Here is a 17765-nt window from a genome sequence, read left to right as displayed (position 1 = left end):
ATGTGTCTGGCAGTGCCCGGCAAGGTCGTGTCCATCGACCGGAGTGCCGACCCCCTGACCGGGCTGATCGACTTCGGCGGAGTGCGCAAACAGGCGTGTCTGGAGTACCTGCCCGACGTCCGGGTGGGGGAGTACGTCATCGTCCACGTCGGCTTCGCCCTGCAGCGCCTGGACGAGGAGTCGGCCCGGGCGTCCCTGGAGCTCTTCGAGCAACTGGGGCTGCTGGAGGAGGAGTTCGGGGACGCCTGGGAGCAGGCGGCCCGGCAGGAGAGCGGGAGTGAGGCCCGGTGAAGTACATCGAAGAGTTCAACGATCCCGGGCTGGCGCGCCGGCTGCTGGACGAGATCCGCGCCACGGTCACCCGGCCCTGGGCGCTGATGGAGGTCTGCGGCGGCCAGACCCACTCCATCATCCGCCACGGCATCGACCAACTGCTGCCGGAGAAGGTCGAGTTGATCCACGGACCCGGCTGTCCGGTGTGCGTCACGCCGCTCGACGTCATCGACAAGGCCCTGGAGATCGCCGCCCGCCGCGAGGTGATCTTCTGTTCCTTCGGCGACATGCTGCGCGTGCCCGGCACCGACCGGGACCTGTTCCGGGTGAAGGGCGAGGGAGGCGACGTACGCGTGGTGTACTCACCGCTGGACGCCCTCGACCTCGCCCGCAAGAACCCGGGCCGCCAGGTCGTGTTCTTCGCCATCGGCTTCGAGACGACCGCCCCGGCCAACGCCATGGCCGTCCACCAGGCCCGCCGCCTGGGCATCGCCAACTTCAGCCTGCTGGTCTCCCACGTCCGGGTGCCGCCCGCGATCGAGGCCATCATGGCGGCACCCGAATGCCGGGTCCAGGGCTTCCTGGCCGCCGGTCACGTGTGCAGCGTGATGGGCACCGCCGAGTACCCGGACCTGGCCGGGAAGCACCGCGTACCCATCGTCGTCACCGGCTTCGAGCCGCTGGACATCCTCGAGGGCGTCCGCCGCGCCGTCCACCAACTGGAGCGCGGCGAGCACCGGGTGGAGAACGCCTACCGGCGCGCCGTGCGCGAGCAGGGCAACCCGGCGGCCCTGCGCATGCTGGAGGAGGTCTTCGAGGTCACCGACCGCAACTGGCGCGGCATCGGACGCATCCCCGCCAGCGGCTGGCGGCTGTCCGACGCCTACCGTGCCTACGACGCCGAACACCGCTTCGACGTCACCGGCATCCGCACCGAGGAGCCCGCCGTGTGCCGAGCCGGGGAGGTGCTGCAAGGGCTGATCAAGCCGACCGAGTGCGAGGCTTTCGGCACGGCCTGCACCCCGCGCACCCCGCTCGGCGCCACCATGGTCTCCAGCGAGGGCGCCTGCGCGGCCTACTACCTGTACCGCCGGATGAACACCCCGGCAGCTCAGGGATCCCGCATCCCGCAGGACTCGCAGCATTCGCAGGACTCGCCGGAGGAGATGAACCCCGTTGGCTGACCTCGCCACACCCGGGACGGCCGCCGTCGACCCCGCGAACTGGACCTGCCCCGCCCCCCTGCGCGACCAGCCGGTCGTCGTCATGGGGCACGGCGGAGGCGGCGCCCTGTCCGCCGAGCTCATCGAGCAGGTCTTCGCCCCCGCCTACGGCAACCCCACCCTGGCCGCCCTCACCGACTCGGCCGTCCTCGACCTGGGCGGCGCCCGGCTGGCCTTCTCCACCGACTCCTACGTCGTACGGCCGCTGTTCTTCCCCGGCGGCAGCCTCGGCGACCTCGCCGTCAACGGCACGGTGAACGACCTGGCGATGAGCGGCGCCCGGCCCGCCTGCCTGTCCACGGCCTTCGTGCTGGAGGAGGGCGTCGAACTGGACGTCGTCGGCCGGGTCGCGCGGGCCATCGGCGCGGCGGCCGAGGCCGCGGGCGTCATCGTCGCCACCGGCGACACCAAGGTGGTGGAGTCCGGACACGGCGACGGCGTCTACGTCACCACCGCCGGCGTCGGCCTCGTCCCCGACGGCGTCGACATCCGCCCGCAGCGCGCCCGGCCCGGCGACGCCGTGATCGTCAGCGGCCCGATCGGCCTGCACGGCGTGGCGATCATGAGCGTGCGCGAAGGCCTGGAGTTCGGCGTCGAGATCGCCTCCGACACCGCGCCGCTCGCGGACCTCGTGGCGGCCATGCTGGCGGTCACGCGGGACCTCCACGTCCTGCGCGACCCGACCCGGGGAGGCCTCGGCGCCTCCCTGAACGAGATCGCCCGCGCCTCCGGCACCGGCGTCCGGCTGCGGGACCGGTCCATCCCGGTCCCGGACGAGGTCGCGAACGCCTGTGGCTTCCTCGGCCTGGACCCGCTGTACGTCGCCAACGAGGGCCGACTGGTCGCCTTCGTGCCCCCGGAACACGCGGAGGGCGTCCTGGCGGCGATGCGGGCACACCCGCAGGGCACCGGTGCCGCCCTCATCGGCGAGTGCGTGGCGGAGCACCCGGGCATGGTCGTCGTCGCCACCGGCCTCGGCGGCACCCGGGTGGTGGACCTGCCGCTGGGGGAACAGCTGCCCCGCATCTGCTGACCGGCCCCCGGCCCCGCCGTCAGCGCGGGGCCGGGACCGGTTCGACCCGAGTGATCTCCAATTCCCGCCCGCTGCGCAGCTCCTGCGAAGGCCGGTCGCAGCGCGGGCACCAGAAGAACGGCGGCATGCCCACCGCGAACTCCTCCGCGCACGGCGCACAGTAGGCGTGCGCCGTGACCTGCTCGACGACCAGCTCGGCCGTCGCCAGCGCCGTCCCGTCCCGGGCCACCTCGAAGGCGAAGTGCAGCGCGTCGGGCACGACGCCCGCCAGCTCGCCCACGCGGACGGTCACCGCCGAGACGGCGTCCGCGCCGTCCGCGCGGGCGAGTTCGCCGGCCTGCTCCACGATCGCGGTCGCGATCGACAGCTCGTGCACGGCCGGCTCACGGATACCGGCGGTTGGCCCGCATGCCACCGGTCATCCGGTAGATGCGCAACTCACGTACGATTCCCGGGAGTTCCTTGACGAACAGGGTCATGGCCAGGCCGCCGATCACGGCCGCCTGCACGACGAGCAGCTGACGTCCGGACATGCCGGACCGCGTGGTCCTTCTTCCCATGCCAACCTTCATGGCGCTCTCTTTCCGCTGTCTCATCCGGGCGAGATGTTCGGCATGTCCTGCACCAGGGCGTCATGCCGCTTCCAGTGGATACCGGTGGAGCGGCGCGCGTCGGAGCTGCCGTCCTTGTGGTGTCCGGGCTGGTGCTTGTAGGGGCCCATGTTGCCCTGGTGCAGTCCGCGCACATGGCTCGGTGTGTCGGGCTTCGCCTGGGGGCGGCCCACTCGGATGCTGCCCATTCCGGTTCTCCTTCCGGGTCCTCAGGACCGTTCGGTCAGCCCCCTGAAGAACTGTTCTACGGCCGGCCAGACCCGGCCGCCACCGGAGAGGCCCCGCCACTCGTGGCGGACCAGGGCGATCATCCGGTAGCAGTCGTCGACCGGCACGATCCAGTGCTCGTCGAGGCCCCGCACGGTGTTCACCAGCAGGGCCTCCACATCGGGTGCCATGGCGGCGAGCTGCGGAACCGTGGCGGCCAGCCGCTGCCAGGCCGCCGCGTCCACCTCCCACCGCATGGCCCCGGCCGGGCTCGGCCCCTGCGCGGTGACCGTGCCGTCGGAGCGCGGCACGAAGAACACCAGCCCCACCGGGACGCCCAGCACCGCCGTGTCGACCGGCGGCAGCCGCAGCCGGCGCCTGGGCACGAGCCGGTAGCGGCCCTCGCCCGCCCCGTCGTCGGCGAACAGCACCGAGCAGGGGCCGCACACGCAGCGGACCTCGGCGGCGCTCGTGTCGTACAGGTGGGGATGCTCCTCGGCCAGGCGGGCGGCGCACAGCTCGCAGAGCTCGGCCTCGGCCGTGGCCGCGCGGTCGGCCGTGGAGCGGATGACCCGGGCGAGTGCTCCGTCCACCCTCACCGCGCCCCCTCGGGCAGGGCCCGTCGCTTGATCGTGCTCAGCGGTACGAACGCGGGTGTGGGCTTCCGCTCGGCGGTTGCGGGCACCGTCTCCACCGAGGTCAGCTCGGGAGCGACGGCCAGCACCGTGTCGCGGACCGCCTCGATGACCTCCGACGAGCCGCCGCCGCACCCCGACCCGCACCCGCCGCCGGAGGTCAGCCGCACCCGCGCCACCTGCCCGTCGACGCCGGCCCACTCCAGGTCGCCGCCGCGCTCGCGCACCGCCGGCCGCAGCTTCTCGACCGCGCGGGCGGCCCTGCGCTCCGGGGACTCCGGATGGATCTCGTGCAGGACCAGGAGATGCCCGAGCAGGTCGTCGTCGGCGAGGCGCTCCCGCAGCCGCTCGTCCGCGCCGTCCAGCACGCGGGCGAGCGCTTCGCCGTAGACCTCGGTCAGCAGTCGTACCGCCTCGAGCGCCGGGCCGGGCGCGGATTCCAGCCCGGCCAGCACCTCGTCGAGCCGGGCGAGCCGCGCCTCCACCGCCGGGTCCGCGAGCCGTACGGCGGTGTCAGCCATGGTTGGCCCCGTACGTCGGCGAGTGCACGGTGGTCAGGGTCTTGCCCTTGCCCATGTACATGTGGACACCACACGGCAGACAGGGGTCGAAGCTGCGCACGGTGCGCATGATGTCGACGCCCTTGAAGTCGTCGGGCCCGTTCTCCTCGAAGATCGGCTGGCCCTGGACGGCGTCCTCGTACGGGCCCGGCGTGCCGTAGCTGTCGCGGGGGCTGGCGTTCCACGGGGTCGGCGGGTACGGGTGGTAGTTGGCGATCTTCTTGTCCCGGATCACCAGGTGGTGGGAGAGGACCCCGCGCACCGCCTCGTGGAAGCCGCAGCCGATCGACTCGTCGGGCACCTCGAAGTTCTCGAACACCTTGGTGTCGCCGCTCCTGAGCATCCCCATGGCCTCCTCCAGGAACTGCAGGGCCATGGCGGCGGCATAGGCGATGAAGTACGGCCGGGCGCGGTCCCGTTCGAGGGTGTTGCTCCACTTCGGGATGCGCCACTCCAGGGTCTGCTCCGGCAGCTTCTCGCTCTTGGGCAGGGTGATGCGGATGCCGCCGCCGGTCGCCTTGACGTACGGCGTGTCGACCAGGCCGCTGAGCGCGGTGGACCACAGCCGGGCCAGCGGACCGCCACCCGTGTCCAGGGCGAGGTACTCGCCGGTGCCCGGGTGGTGCCAGCGCGGGCTCATCACCCAGCTGTAGTTGCCGTCGAAGTCCCGCTTCTGCGGCACCGGCACAGTGGTCTGGTTCCACGGGTGGCGCATGTCGACGGGGTTGCCGAGCGGGTCGTGGGTGACGAACGGATCCTCGTTCACCCAGTCCTCGTAGTAGGAGCTGCCCAGCATGACGCGCAGCCCGAGGTTGATGTCGATCAGGTTGTTGGTGACCAGCTTGCCGTCCACGACGACGCCCGGGGTGACGTACATCGCCCGGCCCCACTCGTTCATCGTCGCGTAGCGGTAGTCGACGACGTCCGGGTTCTGGAAGGCGCCCCAGCAGCCCAGCAGGATGCGGCGCTTGCCCACCTCCTCGTAGCCCGGCAGGGCCTCGTAGAAGAAGTCGAAGACGTCGTCGTTCATCGCCACCGCCTTCTTGATGAAGTCGATGACGCGCATCAGCCGGCTGAGGTAGTCGGTGAAGGTGTTCGGCTGCGGCATCGTGCCGACGCCGCCCGGGTACAGCGTGGAGGGGTGCACGTGCCGCCCCTCCATCAGGCAGAACATCTCCCGGGTGATCCGGCTGACCTTCAGCGCCTCCTTGTAGACCTCGCCCTCGAAGGGGTTGAAGGCCTTCATGATGTCGGCGACGGTCCGGTAGCCGTGGACGTCCCCGCGAGGTGCGTCGGTGCGCTCGGCGCGGGCCAGGACACCGGGGTTGGTGGCCTTGACCATGGCCTCGCAGAAGTCCACGAAGACCAGGTTGTCCTGGAAGATCGTGTGGTCGAAGATGTACTCCGCCGCCTCGCCCAGGTTGGTGATGTGTTCGGCCAGCTTCGGCGGCTTGACGCCGTAGGCCATCTGCTGGGCGTAGTTGGAGCAGGTGGTGTGGTTGTCGCCGCAGATCCCGCAGATGCGCGAGGTGATGAAACCGGCGTCACGCGGGTCCTTTCCCTTCATGAACACCGAATAGCCGCGGAAGAGCGACGAGGTGCTGTGGCACTCGACGACCTCCTGGTTGGCGAAGTCGATCTTCGTGTAGATGCCCAGGTTGCCGATGATCCGGGTGATCGGATCCCAGGACATGTCGACGATCTGGGCGGGTTTGCGCTCCGTGGGCCGGGACTCGGTGGTGGTCATCTGCGGTACTGCCCCTCGCTGTTGGGGTCGGGCGGATCGGTGGCGGGTTGGGGACGCACGGCGTCATGCACGCCAGTGCGGGTCGTAACCGCTGGTCAGCTTGCGCTTGTTGTGGCGCCACTTGGGCTCGTGGTTCACCACGTCGTTGGTCAGGCCGCGCAGCCGGCGGACGACGGCTCCGTACGGCTTGACGAGCATGGTCGACAGCGTGCCGCCCGGGGGTTCGTCCATGAACGGCATGAAGGCGTCGGGGAAGCTGGGCATCGTGCAGCCGATGCAGATGCCGCCGACGTTGGGGCAGCCGCCGATGCCGGCCATCCAGCCGCGCTTGGGCACGTTGCAGTTCACGACCGGGCCCCAGCAGCCGACCTTCACCTGGCACTTGGGGGAGTTGTAGTCCTTCGAGAAGTCGGCCTGCTCGTAGTACGCGGCCCGGTCGCAGCCCTCGTGCACGGTCTTCCCGAACAGCCACTGCGGGCGCAGCATGTGGTCCAGCGGTGGCGGGGGAGCGGCGCCTGCCGCGTGCTGGAGGACCCAGACGAGGGTCTCCATGAAGTTCTCCGGCTGGATGGGGCAGCCGGGTACGTTGACGACCGGGAGCCCCGACCGCGCCTTGAACTCCCAGCCCAGGTAGTCCGCGAGGCCCATGCAGCCGGTCGGGTTGCCGGCCATGGCGTGGATGCCGCCGAACGTGGCACAGGTCCCGGCGGCCACCACCGCCCAGGCCCTGGGCGCGAGCTGGTCGATCCACCAGTTCAGGGTCTGCGGTTCGCCGGTGTCGGGGTCGTTGCCGAACGACGTCCAGTAGCCCTCGCCCTGAATGATGTTCTGGTTCGGGATCGAACCCTCGATGACGAGGATGAACGGCTCCAGCTCGCCCCGTGCCGCGGCACGGTACGGAGCGAGGAAGTCCTCGCCGCCCAGGCTCGGTGAGAGCACCTTGTTGACGAGGTTGACCTTCGGCAGGCCCGGGATGAGGCCCAGCACGACGTCCTCGATGGACGGCTGGCCGGCCGCGGTCAGCGACACGGTGTCGCCGTCGCAGCTCATGCCCTCCGAGATCCAGAGGATGGTGATCTCGTCGAATCCCTTCCGCGCCTCGGCCCCGCTGGGCTCGCCGCGGACATCGGTGGTACCGCTCTGTGGGGTCATCGCTGCGGCCTCCGTCGCTGCCGGTCTGGGAGTCGGTCGTAGGGGACGGCCGGGACCACGGGGGTCCGGGCCCGGGGGTGACCAGGGGCGGCGGCGTGATCGCGGACGAACCGCTCGACCGTCGGGTGGTCGTGTCGCGGTGCCTCAGGGGCATCCATCGCACCGTCCCTCCTCCGGCCGGTCGGCCGGACGCTCGGGGGGCCGCGGGGACTGCGGCCGGGGTGATCGCACCGGACCCGGACCGGGCACGTCCGCAGGGGTGAGCGGCTCCAGCTCGTCGGGCCGGAAGTAGTGGAAACGGCCGTACCAGCCGTGCAGTTCGGCCGCCGGGTCGTCGTCCACGGTGACGGCCAGGTGCACGCTGCCGTCCACGTCGTGGAAGACGGCGGCGACCTGCGCGGTCCGTCCCGCCAGGAACATGTCCTGGGCGTCGGCGCCGCGGACGCGCGGACGCAACCGGACCCGGCTGCCGCCGCCGACGGGCACGCCGTCCACGAGCACCGTGTCGGTCGCCGGGGCCAGGCCGTCGTCGCCGTCCTCCCGCCACCAGGCGGGCCGCTCCGCACCGGGCCGGGTCCGGGCCGGGGTCAGGGACCGGATGGTGCCGTGCAGCCGGGCGAAGACCTCCCGGGGCATGGTGTCGACCCGGTCGAGGATCTGTGCCGCCCGTGGATCGGTGGCCCGCGCCTCGGCCTTCTCCTCGTCGGTCAGCAGCATCGTGCGCAGGGTGAGGATCTCGTCGATCTCCGCCGCGTCGTGCAGATCTCCCGGACTCTCCGGCGCCACCTGGGGCCAGTCCGGAAGGATGATCGGTGCGGAGAGCATGACGGCGCCCGTCGTGCCCTGCTGGGGCGGGCCGGCGAGCACGGGGAACGTGAACGCGTTCCGGCAGCCCCGCGAGTGCCGCGCCAGACCACCGGGCGGATCGATCAGTGAGGCGAACTCGACGCCGTCACCGCCGACGAGGGTGTGCGTGGCGAGAAGCGCCTGCCGCAGAGCCTCGGTGCGCGGGGCGCGCGGGTCCGTCGCCTCGCCGGTGTTCTCGGTGCGCACCCGCAGCCGGTACAGCTCCGGCGCGAGCGGTTCGGCCTCGACCGTCGTCACCGCCCGCACCTCCCCGCGCCGCCGTACCGTCCGCCCGGTCCCGTCCGGCAGGGCCTCGGCGTCCGTGCCGGCGGCCGCACCCACCAAGGCCGTACGGCCGCCGAGCAGCAACTCCCGCAGCGGCAGCACCAGCTCGGTCTCGCGCGGAACCGCCTCCTCGAACGACAGATGCGTGGCACCGTCGGCCGTCCGCAACGACTCGACCGGGCGGTACCGTCCGTCCGGTCCGGCCGCCTCGACCCGCTTGTCCTGCATCTGGAGAAAGCGCACCCGCACCCGTACGACCGCGTCGGCGAGCGCTGTTCGCAACAGACACTCGGCCTGCTGGTACCAGGAGTCCGCGGAGCCGGAGATCCCCGGCGCGACCGGCCCGTCCCGCTCCACCCAGTCGCGGGGCAGCAGCACGCCGAACTGCCAGCGGACCCGGTTCTTCGGCGAGGACCGGCGGTACGGGTAGAGCAGGTAGCCCTCGTAGAGCACGGCGTCCGCGACCGCACCGACCTGTGCGAAGGCGCCGTCGGCCGTGCCGTACGGCATCTCGGCGCCACGGCAGTCCAGCACGGCGGGGCTCGCCGCTCCGCCCCCGCCGGTTTCCTCGGACATGCCGCCTCCTCATCGCAGGTCTCTCCTGCGCGCACTCCTTCCACCACCGTCACACCGGTCACGGAGCCTCGCCCCTCCGGCGCACGCCGATTGCGCCGCGCGGGGGACGACGAGTGTCCGAGAGGGCTTCCCGGCACATGAGGACTCCGTGCGCTCCGGCACGTGCCGACAAGACCGAGGGCAGGCACAGCGACACGGTCGACACGGCCGTCGACAAGACGCAGGCCCCGTCGAGAAGCTCGGCGAGAACGGCGCGCAGCACTGATCCCGGCCTCGACCGGCGCGCTCCCCGGGGAGCCTGCGCACCAGGTCGGTCATGGGAGGCTTCCCTGTCCTGTCACGCCCGTCGCGCGAGATCCAGGCAGCAGCGGACGAAGTCCTGTACGGCCGGACTGCGGTCGTCGGCCGTGGCCCAGGCCACGCCCACCCGCGTCGGGCTCACTCCCGTGACCGGCCGGTACACCACGCCGGGGCGGGAGTGGAACCGTGCGGCGGACTCGGGGGCGAGGGCGATGCCGTACCCGTTGGCGATGGCACTCAGCCAGTCGTCGGGCTGTTCGGTGACCGCGCCGACACGCACCGGCCGGCCCTCGCGTTCGTCGGCGGCCAGCCAGTGGGTCGCGCCAGGCGCCGGTCTCCTCCGGCGCGGCGACGAACGGCTCGTCCCGAGGCCGAGCGGCGCGCCGGGCTGGTCGGGCTCGTACGGCCGTACCTCGCCGGAGTGGACGACGTACGGCTCCGGGTGGCCGCAGTGCACGATCCGGGCCACGGGCTCGCCGGGCGGGAACTCCACCAGGAGCGCCGTCGCGAACCGCTCCGCGAACAGGGCGCCCGTGCCGGGGCCACCGGGCCTGCCGCCCTCCGGTGTGCCGTCCAGCGCGGCGATGTGCCGGCGTGCCCGTTCGTCCAGTTGCTCCGCCACCTTCGTCAACGAGGCCTCCTCGTAGGCGAGTTCACGGAACGCGCCGAGCAGGGTCGCCCGGGCCTAGGCCGCCGGGCGCGCCCGGCGGAAAGGCGTACACGCTCGCCGACACCCTGATGGCCGGCTTCGAGCCGTGCAGCGACAGCGGCAGGAACTATCCGCAGCGCACCATCAGCCTCCCGGCGGGCACCACCTACTTCGTGCACGAGCCGAACGGCAGAAGCACCGCGACCCCGGCCTCCGACACGGCCAAGCTGCGACCCGGCTACATCTACACGGAGTGCGCCTGCACGACCCAGACGTTCGGGTCCGGTATCCGACCGGCGGCCCGCGCGCCGGCCAGTGCTCCCGCCCGCCCCGGCGCCGTACGACCGCGAGTGCTCCCGCGCAGGGCGACCGTGACCCAACGACGGCTCCACGCAGACCTGCCCCCTTCGACCCGGCGGCCCTGGTCACCCGCCATGACAAGCGCTACCCGCTCTTCCACGCCAAGGACGGGGTCACCGGCACGACCAACGGGATGGTCCGCGACGTGGTCCCTTTCGGCACCGGCGTCATCGACTGCACGACGTCCTTCTCCCGCGTGGGCCACCGCAATCACCGACTATCGCGACATGGCCGCACTGCGCCGCCGGCGGCCTGTCCGGCACAGCGCCTCCCCGGAGCGACCGGGGAGGCGCCGCGCACGTCAGCGGGGCCGGCGCCTCAGCCGGCCGCGTTGTCGACACGCATGCGCACCTGTTCCTCCAGGCGCCGCAGACTGCCGTCCAGGGCGTTGAACACCGCCTCCTCGCCGGGATCATGGCCGGGGTCGAAGAACGACAGGTGCACGGTCACCTCGCTGGCCCCGCTGCCGATGCCGGACACCTGCAGCCAGCCGGTGTAGCTGTCCTGCTCCCGAGTGCCCCACTCCAGGCGCATCTGGTCGGGCCGGGCCCGGAGCAGGGCGGCCATGTCCTGCCCGGAGCGGTCCTCGTGGACCGTGACGGACGGCGGCTCCTCGGCCTCCACGTGGAGGTCGTGCGGAAGCCATGCGTCGAGCCGGCCGAGATTGGCGGCCTGGTCGAAGACCTGCTCGGGCTGTGCGGGCATCGCTCGGGACCACTCGTACTCGGTCATGGTGACACCGCCCTCCGCTCGGAAGTCCTACCCCGACCACGTGCCCCTTCCGCGGCGACCGAAAAGCCCACCGCCCTCCCGCGCCCCGGCCGGACCGCATGCTCCGCGAACTTGTCTGGTCAAGTTTGGCCACGGTTCTTCCGCTCGACAGTCACGACCAGTACTCATGTCCTGTTCGTTGCGCACAGTCAGGCCGTGCGGGTGCCGCCCGTCACGGCATCCTCCTCAACGGGACGAGGTACCACGTATGCGACTGCGCTGGAGATCTCTCAGCGGGCTGCCCGCCCTCCTCGGTGCGCTGATCGTCGCCGCTCCCGCCCCCGCCCATGCGGCCGGGAACAGCGGCAACCTGATCGTCAACGGCGACGCCGAGAGCGGCGGTTACTGCACCCAGGACTGGTCGGCCGCCACCACGGTCCCCGGCTGGACCACCGAGGCAGGCGGCCCGGACGTCATGTGCCACAGCGTCGCGTCCTTCGGGCTGCCGAGCGACGGCCGGACGCCCGGCCAGGCGTTCTTCGGGCCCGGCAACTTCGGCGACGGAGCGATGACGCAGACCGTCGACGTCTCCTCGGCCGCCCCGGCCATCGACGGCGGCGGAGTGCACTACAACCTCTCCGGCTGGCTCGGCGGCTGGACCACCTACAGCGGCCATGTCGCGGTCAGCCTGCACTTCCACGACGCCGGCGGCCGTCCCGTCGGCTCGCCCGCCAAGCTGCCCACGGTGTCCGCGAGCGACCGGGGCCTGGCCACCAAGTTCCTCTCACGCAGCACCACCGGCGCGGTCCCGGCCGGCACCCGTTCCATCCAGGTCGAGGTGCAGTTCCTGTCGACGAGCAGCGAGACCGGCTACCTCGACAACCTCTCCCTCACCCTGGACACCCCGGTCACCGCCCCCGCCCCACTGGCACCGCCGGTCTCCAAGGTCCCGCGCTACGACCACGTCTTCACGGTCATGATGGAGAACACGGACTACTCCGAGGTCATGAACGACCCGGCGGACACGCCGTACATGCACAGCCTGATGTCCCAGGGCGCCACGCTCACCGACCACCACGGCGTCTACCATCCGAGCGACGAGAACTACCTCGCCATAGCCGGCGGCGACACCTACACCAAGGGCGCCACCTACTTCCCGAACATCAACTCACCGCAGCGCAACCTCGGTGACACCCTGGAGGCGGCCGGCAAGACCTGGAAGGCCTATGAGCAGGGCATGGGCACCCCCTGCAACACCAAGAACAACAACGACAGTTACTACGAGCCCGACGACGCGCCCTTCATCAACTACACCGACATCAGCGGCAACGCCTCCCGCTGCGCGGCCCACCTGTTCGACACCACGCAGCTGACCACCGACCTGAAGTCGGCCTCGACCACCCCGAACTTCTCCTGGATCGCCGCCGACGACTACTACGACGGCGAGGCCTCCGGCAACGGCAACCCCACCAGCCTGAAGACCCAGGACGGCTGGCTGAAGCAGACCCTCGCCCCGGTCCTCGCCTCCCCGGCCTGGACGCAGGAGCGCTCGCTGCTGATCCTGACCTGGGACGAGAGCGCGGGCGAGGCCTACAACCACGTGGTCACCACGGTCGTCGGCTCCCAGGGCACCGTCCCGGCCGGTACCAGCAGCCCGCTCCACTACGACCACTACGGCATCGGCCGCACCATCGAGGCCGCCCTCGGCCTGCCCGGCCTCACGGCCAACGACACCTACGCGACCCCGCTCAACGCCGCGTTCGCCCCGTCCACCGCGAGCACGCCGACGCTCACCGGCGACCTGAACGAGGTCTCCGACGGTGGCAACGTCACGTTCCGCTACTCGGTGCCGTCGGCGGCCCAGGCGAACGCCAAGAACTGGGTCGGCATCTACCCGGCGGGCGTCACCCCGGGCAAGCAGTCCTCGCTGAGCTGGTCCTACGCCCCGAATGCCAGCGGCGCCCTGACCTTCTCGACGGGCAAGCTGAGCGGAGCGGGCAAGTACGACGTGTACTACCTCGCCAATGACGGCTACTCGGTCCTGGCCGGACCGTTCCCCCTGACCGTCGGCTGACCGGAACCGCCGGCTGACCGGACCCTGCGGAAACGGGCCCACGCGTCCTCGCGCGGGACGGGACCGTACGCGGCCTCCAGCCGCACGAGCAGGTCGTCGTCGCCGCTCACTGCCCGCGGAGCGGCGGCGACGCCCGGTGTTCGGTCCGCGGACTGGGCCGGCGGCCCCGTCGCCTCGCACCGCACCCGGCCCCCGCACACCGCCGCCCCGTGTCTCACAGGCCCAGCGAGATGGCCATGCGGGTCAGCTCGGCGGTGTTGGTGATGTTGAGCTTGGCGCGAATGCGGCGCAGGTAGGCGTCCACGGTGTGGGTGGACAGTCCCATGTGGCGGGCGGTCTGGAGGTAGGTGCGGCCGGCGGCGATGTGCCGGAGCGTCTCCCGCTCGCGCGGAGCCAGCGCGGGGGCGGGGGCCTCGGTGTGCGGCGTGACGAGAGTGGCGCTCATGTTGGTGTCCTCCGGCGAGACATCTGGCCGTTTGGGGCGATTTGCCCTTGTTCCTCCAGGTTGCTCGGCGGACGTCATGGCCGTGTCCGCCGACTGTCACAGGCGCGTCACAGGGAAGGGGGGATGGTTTGATCCACTGAGGCGGCGGCGGGTGCGGGGTCAGCCGATGCGGAACCCGTGTGGACCGCGTCAGGCGAGACCGGCCCGGTGGGCGTACAGGGCGGCCTGGACCCGGTTCTCCAGGCCCAGCCTGGTCAGGATGCGGTTGACCCGGCTCTTCACCGTCGCCTCACTCAGGTCCAGGTCCGCGGCGATCCTGGCGTTGGACAGCCCACGCGCGAGAAGCACCAGGACCTGGATCTCGCGCTCGGTCACCGGCACGTCCGCAGGCACGGGCGCGGGTGCCGTCGGCGGCAGCGCGGGCGGCAGCGCGGTGACGGTGTCGATGAGGCGACGGGTGACGGTCGGGGCGAGGTGGTGCCCGGCTGGCCACCGCAGGGCGCGACCGTACGGATCGCGGGCGTCACGCCCGCTCGCGGCGCCACCGACACGCTCAAGGCCACGCTCGCCCGGTTCGGCAACGGGTCGGGAGGCGTCGCCGCCGCCCCCGCCGCCGCGGTGCGGCCCGCGATGACCGCGGTCGAGGACGACCTACTCGCGGCCACCCGCCACGAAGCCGCCGCCGGCGCGAAGCTCGTGATCTGGCCGGAGAACGCCGTGCGGACGCGGGAGCCGGACGAGGCCGCCGCCATCGCCGCCGCACAGCGGCAGGCCCGCCGCTCGGACGTCCACCTGGAGACCGGGGTCCGCGTCCACAGCACCGCCCCGCCCGCCTACGGGCGGGACGAGGCACTGCTCATCGACCCCGCGGCAAGGTGCTCCGGACCTACCAGAAGGCCCATCCCATTCCCGGGTCCGAGCGCTTCGCGCAGGGCGACGGCCGTGTCCCCGTCGTCCGCACACCACGGCCGTCTCGCGGGCGTCATCTGCTACGACGCCGACTTCCCGGCCCTGATGCGCACCCGGGCCGACACCATGCTCGTCCGCTCGCACGACTGGAAGGAGTACGGCGCCGCGCACACCGGCAAGGCGGGCCTGCGCGCCGTCGAGAACGGCTACGCCCTGATCCGCCAGGACGCCGAAGGGCTCTCGGCCACCTACGACGCCGAGGGGCATGTCCTTGCCAGCCGCGCTCGTCGCGCTCACGGTCACCGCTGTCGTCCGGCCCCGGCGCCCGGGGGATCGCTGAGACGCTAGGCGACAGCTGCGCGTGCCGTCCGCTCGACCAGGGAGATCCCGTCACTCATCGAGGAGCTGCCGTTCGACAGCACCGCCACGAGGCAGCGGTGTCCCTTCACGGTGACCTGGCCGACACTGTTGACGTCCCAGAGGCCCGAGGTGTTGCGCTGCAACCAGCCGTTCTTCAGTGCCCGCGGGGTGCCGGAGCCGCCGACGGCCGAGACGCCCCAGGTCTGCTCGGGGATGACCTTGCCCATGAGGGTGTGGACATAGGACCGGGACTTCGCGTTCAGGGCCGGCTTCGCGGTGGCGGAGCCGGGCCGCGCCGTCGTGTCGCCGTCGAACACGGCCCGCAGCAGTCGTATCTGGTCGCTCGCGGTCGTCCGGGTCAGCCCCCACTTCGCGCCCGGTCCGCCCGTGGTCGAGGTCAGCCCCAGCCGCTTGTTGGCCGCCGCCAGCCCGGAGGCCTGGCCGATCTCCCGCCAGAGCGCATTGGCCGCCGTGTTGTCGCTGCGCTCGATCATCGGCTCGGCGTGGCCGCGCTCATCGGCGGTGAGCTGACGTCCCGCGTCCTGCGCTCGGAGCAGCAGCGCCGCGAGGATGTCGACCTTGACGATGCTGGCGGTGTCGTACGCGCTGTCCTGCCCGTGCAGCACCGGGGTGCGGCCGGCTCCGTCCAGGTCGAGCACGGCGGCCGTGGCGTGCGGGGAGGGGGTCGGAGCGGCGGCCGCCGCGGCCGGTGCCGGGTGCAGTGCGCCGACGGAGAGGAGGGCCGCGACCGAGGTCAGAAGGGCTCCGGCCCGGGTGCGTGCGGTGGTGGGGGAGGGGTGAGACGGCATGGCGTCGAACGTAGGCAAAACGTGCGACGAGCGACGTGGCGGCGGTCACCTTCGGGCCTTTTCGTGGCGAATTGTGAGAAGAGCCACCGGCGCCGCCGATGGGACGCATTGCCACGTCCGGTTCGGGCATGCGGCGGCGTGTACGCGCTGCCGGACCACGCGCCTCGCTTAACGTCGGCCGGACACCGACATCCGGAGTGATCATGGAAAAAACGGATGAACTGGTTGGCGTGGCCGAGGGTGTGACGGTCGTCCCCGTCGGTACGCCGTCCGTACGGCGCATCCGGCCGTGGCCGCTCGCTGCCGCTCTCGTGATCGCGCTCGGTGCCGTCGCCGTGCTCGCCCTCGTCGGCACCCAGTGGCTGAACCGGCCCGCCGTCCAGGCCTGGCGGACGGTGTGCCTCGCCATCACCGTCCAGGCACTCCCCTTCCTGCTGCTCGGCACCGCCCTGTCCGGCGCGATCAACGCCTTCGTGCCGGCCGACCTGTTCACCAGGGTTCTGCCGAAGCGGCCCGCCCTGGCCGTGCCCGTCGCCGGGGCGGCGGGCGCGGTGCTGCCCGGCTGCGAGTGCGCCTCCGTCCCGGTCGCGCACAGCCTGATCCGGCGCGGCGTGACCCCGGCCGCCGCCTTCGCCTTCCTGCTCTCCGCGCCCGCCATCAACCCCGTCGTGCTGACCGCCACCGCCGTCGCCTTCCCGGGCGACCCCGCGATGGTCGCCGCCCGGCTGCTCGCCTCCCTCGCCACGGCGGCCGTGATGGGCTGGCTCTGGCTCTGGCTGGGCAAGGAGAAGTGGCTGCGGCCGGTCCTGCGGCACCGGCACACCGGCCACCGGCATGGCCGCAGCCGCCTGCACGAGTTCCGGCTCGGCTTCCAGCACGACTTCCTGCACGCCGGCGGCTTCCTCGTCCTCGGCGCCATGGCCGCGGCCACCTTCAACGTCGCGGTGCCGCGCTCCGTCCTCGACGCCTTCTCCGGCTCACCCTGGCTCTCGGTGCTCTTCCTGGCCGGGCTCGCCGTACTGCTGGCGGTCTGCTCGGAGGCCGACGCCTTCGTCGCCGCCTCGCTCACGGGGTTCTCCCCGGCCGCCCGGCTCGCGTTCATGGTGGTCGGGCCGATGGTCGACCTGAAGCTGATCGCCCTTCAGGCGGGCACCTTCGGGCGGGCCTTCGCCTGGCGGTTCTCCACGGCCACCACCCTCGTGGCGGTCGCCGCGAGCGTGCTGATCGGAGGCGCGCTGCTGTGAAACGCCAGGTCCAGACCCTGCTGCTGACCCTGACCGGCATCGGCCTGCTGCACGCCGCCCTCTTCACCGACACCTATCTGCGCTACGTCAAGGCCGGTCTGCGGCCGTTGCTGATCACCTCCGGGGTGGTCCTCCTGCTGCTCGGGCTGGCCGCGGCGGCCGCACGGGGCGGACCGGAGCACGCCGCCCACGACGACCACGAACACGGCCACGAACACGGCCACGAACACTCCGGCGCCCCGCGGATCGCCTGGCTGCTGTTCCTCCCGGCGATCAGCCTGCTCTTCTACGCTCCGCCCGCCCTCGGCGCGTACACCGCAGCACGCTCGAACGCCAAGCCGGTCGGCGTGCAGAAGGGATTCGCGCCGCTGCCCGCGACCTCACCGCTGCCCCTGACCCTCACCGACTTCACCAAGCGGGTCCAACAGGACCCCGGCCGGGCCATCAGGACCAGGCTCGTCCAGCTCACGGGCTTCGTCACCCCGGCCGAGAACGGCGACGGCTGGTACCTGACCCGCATCATCTTCACGTGCTGCGCGGCGGACTCCCAGACCGTCAAGATCCGCGTGTACGGCACCGAGGCCCCGCCCGCGAACACCTGGCTCGCGGTGACCGGCACCTGGCACCCCCGGGGCACCCTCGGCACGAAGACCGCACAGGCCGCCCTCGACGCCAGGAACGCCCACGCCGTCGCCCAGCCGGTGAACGCCTACACCGACGACCTGCCGCTCACACCGTCGTAGCCGCAGGCGTGTG

20 protein-coding genes and 1 pseudogene are annotated in these 17765 nt (G+C 71.9%); 8 read left to right on the top strand and 13 right to left on the bottom strand.

From position 1 onward, the window contains the following. The 3 genes from ACWGJ5_RS12010 to hypE are packed head-to-tail and all read left to right on the top strand — an operon-like array spanning position 1 to position 2529. Positions 1-291 (top strand): HypC/HybG/HupF family hydrogenase formation chaperone, encoded by a 291-nt coding sequence (locus ACWGJ5_RS12010; protein ID WP_453309615.1) that lies wholly within the window; start codon positions 1-3, stop codon positions 289-291. Beyond that, positions 288-1457, top strand: a complete 1170-nt coding sequence (gene hypD / locus ACWGJ5_RS12005; protein WP_453309614.1) for a hydrogenase formation protein HypD — start codon at positions 288-290, stop codon at positions 1455-1457. Before ACWGJ5_RS12010 ends, hypD begins: the two co-directional genes overlap by 4 nt. Beyond that, a complete protein-coding gene (hypE, locus tag ACWGJ5_RS12000) occupies positions 1450-2529 on the top strand; it encodes a hydrogenase expression/formation protein HypE (RefSeq protein WP_453309613.1) in 1080 nt (359 codons plus the stop codon). Before hypD ends, hypE begins: the two co-directional genes overlap by 8 nt. Before the next feature lie 19 nt (positions 2530-2548). Here hypE and hypA read toward each other — a convergent pair whose 3' ends face one another. From hypA to ACWGJ5_RS11955, 9 genes are all read right to left on the bottom strand, one after another. After that, positions 2549-2905 carry a hydrogenase maturation nickel metallochaperone HypA gene (gene hypA, locus ACWGJ5_RS11995; protein ID WP_228622121.1) on the bottom strand — a complete coding sequence of 119 codons (357 nt, stop codon included), beginning with the start codon at positions 2903-2905 and terminating at the stop codon, positions 2549-2551. A 7-nt stretch (positions 2906-2912) separates the two neighbouring features. Next, positions 2913-3062 carry a hypothetical protein gene (locus tag ACWGJ5_RS11990; RefSeq protein ID WP_453309612.1) on the bottom strand — a complete coding sequence of 50 codons (150 nt, stop codon included), beginning with the start codon at positions 3060-3062 and terminating at the stop codon, positions 2913-2915. A gap of 59 nt (positions 3063-3121) precedes the next feature. Next, on the bottom strand, positions 3122-3328 hold the full coding sequence (locus tag ACWGJ5_RS11985) for a hypothetical protein (RefSeq protein WP_453309611.1): 207 nt from the start codon (positions 3326-3328) through the stop codon (positions 3122-3124). Between the two features lie 21 nt (positions 3329-3349). Beyond that, positions 3350-3946, bottom strand: coding sequence for a DUF5947 family protein (locus ACWGJ5_RS11980; protein WP_453309610.1), 597 nt, complete (start codon positions 3944-3946; stop codon positions 3350-3352). After that, positions 3943-4503 (bottom strand): NifU family protein, encoded by a 561-nt coding sequence (locus tag ACWGJ5_RS11975; protein ID WP_453309609.1) that lies wholly within the window; start codon positions 4501-4503, stop codon positions 3943-3945. The genes ACWGJ5_RS11980 and ACWGJ5_RS11975 overlap by 4 nt, the downstream gene beginning before the upstream one ends. Beyond that, a complete protein-coding gene (locus ACWGJ5_RS11970; protein WP_453309608.1) occupies positions 4496-6289 on the bottom strand; it encodes a nickel-dependent hydrogenase large subunit in 1794 nt (597 codons plus the stop codon). Before ACWGJ5_RS11970 ends, ACWGJ5_RS11975 begins: the two co-directional genes overlap by 8 nt. Positions 6290-6352: 63 nt before the next feature. After that, a complete protein-coding gene (locus ACWGJ5_RS11965) occupies positions 6353-7441 on the bottom strand; it encodes an NADH-quinone oxidoreductase subunit B family protein (RefSeq protein ID WP_453309607.1) in 1089 nt (362 codons plus the stop codon). Positions 7442-7585: 144 nt separating this feature from the next. After that, on the bottom strand, positions 7586-9148 hold the full coding sequence (locus ACWGJ5_RS11960; RefSeq protein WP_453309606.1) for a hypothetical protein: 1563 nt from the start codon (positions 9146-9148) through the stop codon (positions 7586-7588). Positions 9149-9485: 337 nt separating this feature from the next. Then, on the bottom strand, positions 9486-10070 hold the full coding sequence (locus tag ACWGJ5_RS11955) for a LysR substrate-binding domain-containing protein (protein ID WP_453309851.1): 585 nt from the start codon (positions 10068-10070) through the stop codon (positions 9486-9488). A gap of 92 nt (positions 10071-10162) precedes the next feature. On the opposite strand from ACWGJ5_RS11955, the pseudogene ACWGJ5_RS11950 reads away from it, so the two are divergent. Further along, positions 10163-10384: pseudogene (locus tag ACWGJ5_RS11950) on the top strand (hypothetical protein); the annotation flags it as partial. A 391-nt stretch (positions 10385-10775) separates the two neighbouring features. Here the strand turns inward: ACWGJ5_RS11950 and ACWGJ5_RS11945 are convergent. Continuing rightward, a complete protein-coding gene (locus tag ACWGJ5_RS11945; protein WP_453309605.1) occupies positions 10776-11189 on the bottom strand; it encodes an SRPBCC family protein in 414 nt (137 codons plus the stop codon). 247 nt (positions 11190-11436) lie between these two features. Between ACWGJ5_RS11945 and ACWGJ5_RS11940 the strand changes: the two genes are divergently transcribed. Continuing rightward, positions 11437-13242: an alkaline phosphatase family protein gene (locus tag ACWGJ5_RS11940; RefSeq protein WP_453309604.1), complete on the top strand. Its 1806-nt coding sequence runs from the start codon at positions 11437-11439 to the stop codon at positions 13240-13242. 214 nt (positions 13243-13456) lie between these two features. Here ACWGJ5_RS11940 and ACWGJ5_RS11935 read toward each other — a convergent pair whose 3' ends face one another. After that, positions 13457-13687 carry a response regulator transcription factor gene (locus ACWGJ5_RS11935; RefSeq protein WP_228622134.1) on the bottom strand — a complete coding sequence of 77 codons (231 nt, stop codon included), beginning with the start codon at positions 13685-13687 and terminating at the stop codon, positions 13457-13459. Positions 13688-13876: 189 nt separating this feature from the next. Beyond that, complete coding sequence (locus ACWGJ5_RS11930) at positions 13877-14062, bottom strand: response regulator transcription factor (RefSeq protein WP_453309603.1); 186 nt, start codon at positions 14060-14062, stop codon at positions 13877-13879. Between the two features lie 102 nt (positions 14063-14164). On the opposite strand from ACWGJ5_RS11930, the gene ACWGJ5_RS11925 reads away from it, so the two are divergent. Further along, a complete protein-coding gene (locus tag ACWGJ5_RS11925) occupies positions 14165-14944 on the top strand; it encodes a hypothetical protein (RefSeq protein WP_453309602.1) in 780 nt (259 codons plus the stop codon). Here the strand turns inward: ACWGJ5_RS11925 and ACWGJ5_RS11920 are convergent. Continuing rightward, a complete protein-coding gene (locus ACWGJ5_RS11920; protein WP_453309601.1) occupies positions 14941-15765 on the bottom strand; it encodes a serine hydrolase in 825 nt (274 codons plus the stop codon). The two genes, ACWGJ5_RS11925 and ACWGJ5_RS11920, sit on opposite strands and share 4 nt — an antisense overlap. A 203-nt stretch (positions 15766-15968) precedes the next feature. Here ACWGJ5_RS11920 and ACWGJ5_RS11915 point away from each other — a divergent pair, with 203 nt between their 5' ends. Further along, positions 15969-17009 carry a permease gene (locus tag ACWGJ5_RS11915; protein ID WP_453309600.1) on the top strand — a complete coding sequence of 347 codons (1041 nt, stop codon included), beginning with the start codon at positions 15969-15971 and terminating at the stop codon, positions 17007-17009. Continuing rightward, positions 17006-17752, top strand: a complete 747-nt coding sequence (locus tag ACWGJ5_RS11910) for a TIGR03943 family putative permease subunit (protein ID WP_453309599.1) — start codon at positions 17006-17008, stop codon at positions 17750-17752. Before ACWGJ5_RS11915 ends, ACWGJ5_RS11910 begins: the two co-directional genes overlap by 4 nt. The last annotated feature ends 13 nt before the right edge of the window (positions 17753-17765 follow it).

The sequence above is a fragment of the Streptomyces sp. NPDC054783 genome (genome assembly GCF_053611725.1).
The sequence above is the reverse complement of the archived record's forward strand: the minus strand, read 5'-3'. Positions and strand labels throughout refer to the sequence as shown.

What these genes read in the sequence shown, in the direction of transcription:
- ACWGJ5_RS12010 (WP_453309615.1), top strand. Translation starts at nt 1, where the DNA reads ATGTGTCTGGCAGTGCCCGGCAAGGTCGTGTCCATCGACCGGAGTGCC.
- ACWGJ5_RS11990 (WP_453309612.1), bottom strand. Translation starts at nt 3,062, where the DNA reads ATGTCCGGACGTCAGCTGCTCGTCGTGCAGGCGGCCGTGATCGGCGGC.
- ACWGJ5_RS11985 (WP_453309611.1), bottom strand. Translation starts at nt 3,328, where the DNA reads ATGGGCAGCATCCGAGTGGGCCGCCCCCAGGCGAAGCCCGACACACCG.
- ACWGJ5_RS11975 (WP_453309609.1), bottom strand. Translation starts at nt 4,503, where the DNA reads ATGGCTGACACCGCCGTACGGCTCGCGGACCCGGCGGTGGAGGCGCGG.
- ACWGJ5_RS11970 (WP_453309608.1), bottom strand. Translation starts at nt 6,289, where the DNA reads ATGACCACCACCGAGTCCCGGCCCACGGAGCGCAAACCCGCCCAGATC.
- ACWGJ5_RS11965 (WP_453309607.1), bottom strand. Translation starts at nt 7,441, where the DNA reads ATGACCCCACAGAGCGGTACCACCGATGTCCGCGGCGAGCCCAGCGGG.
- ACWGJ5_RS11960 (WP_453309606.1), bottom strand. Translation starts at nt 9,148, where the DNA reads ATGTCCGAGGAAACCGGCGGGGGCGGAGCGGCGAGCCCCGCCGTGCTG.
- ACWGJ5_RS11945 (WP_453309605.1), bottom strand. Translation starts at nt 11,189, where the DNA reads ATGACCGAGTACGAGTGGTCCCGAGCGATGCCCGCACAGCCCGAGCAG.
- ACWGJ5_RS11940 (WP_453309604.1), top strand. Translation starts at nt 11,437, where the DNA reads ATGCGACTGCGCTGGAGATCTCTCAGCGGGCTGCCCGCCCTCCTCGGT.
- ACWGJ5_RS11935 (WP_228622134.1), bottom strand. Translation starts at nt 13,687, where the DNA reads ATGAGCGCCACTCTCGTCACGCCGCACACCGAGGCCCCCGCCCCCGCG.
- ACWGJ5_RS11920 (WP_453309601.1), bottom strand. Translation starts at nt 15,765, where the DNA reads ATGCCGTCTCACCCCTCCCCCACCACCGCACGCACCCGGGCCGGAGCC.
- ACWGJ5_RS11915 (WP_453309600.1), top strand. Translation starts at nt 15,969, where the DNA reads ATGGAAAAAACGGATGAACTGGTTGGCGTGGCCGAGGGTGTGACGGTC.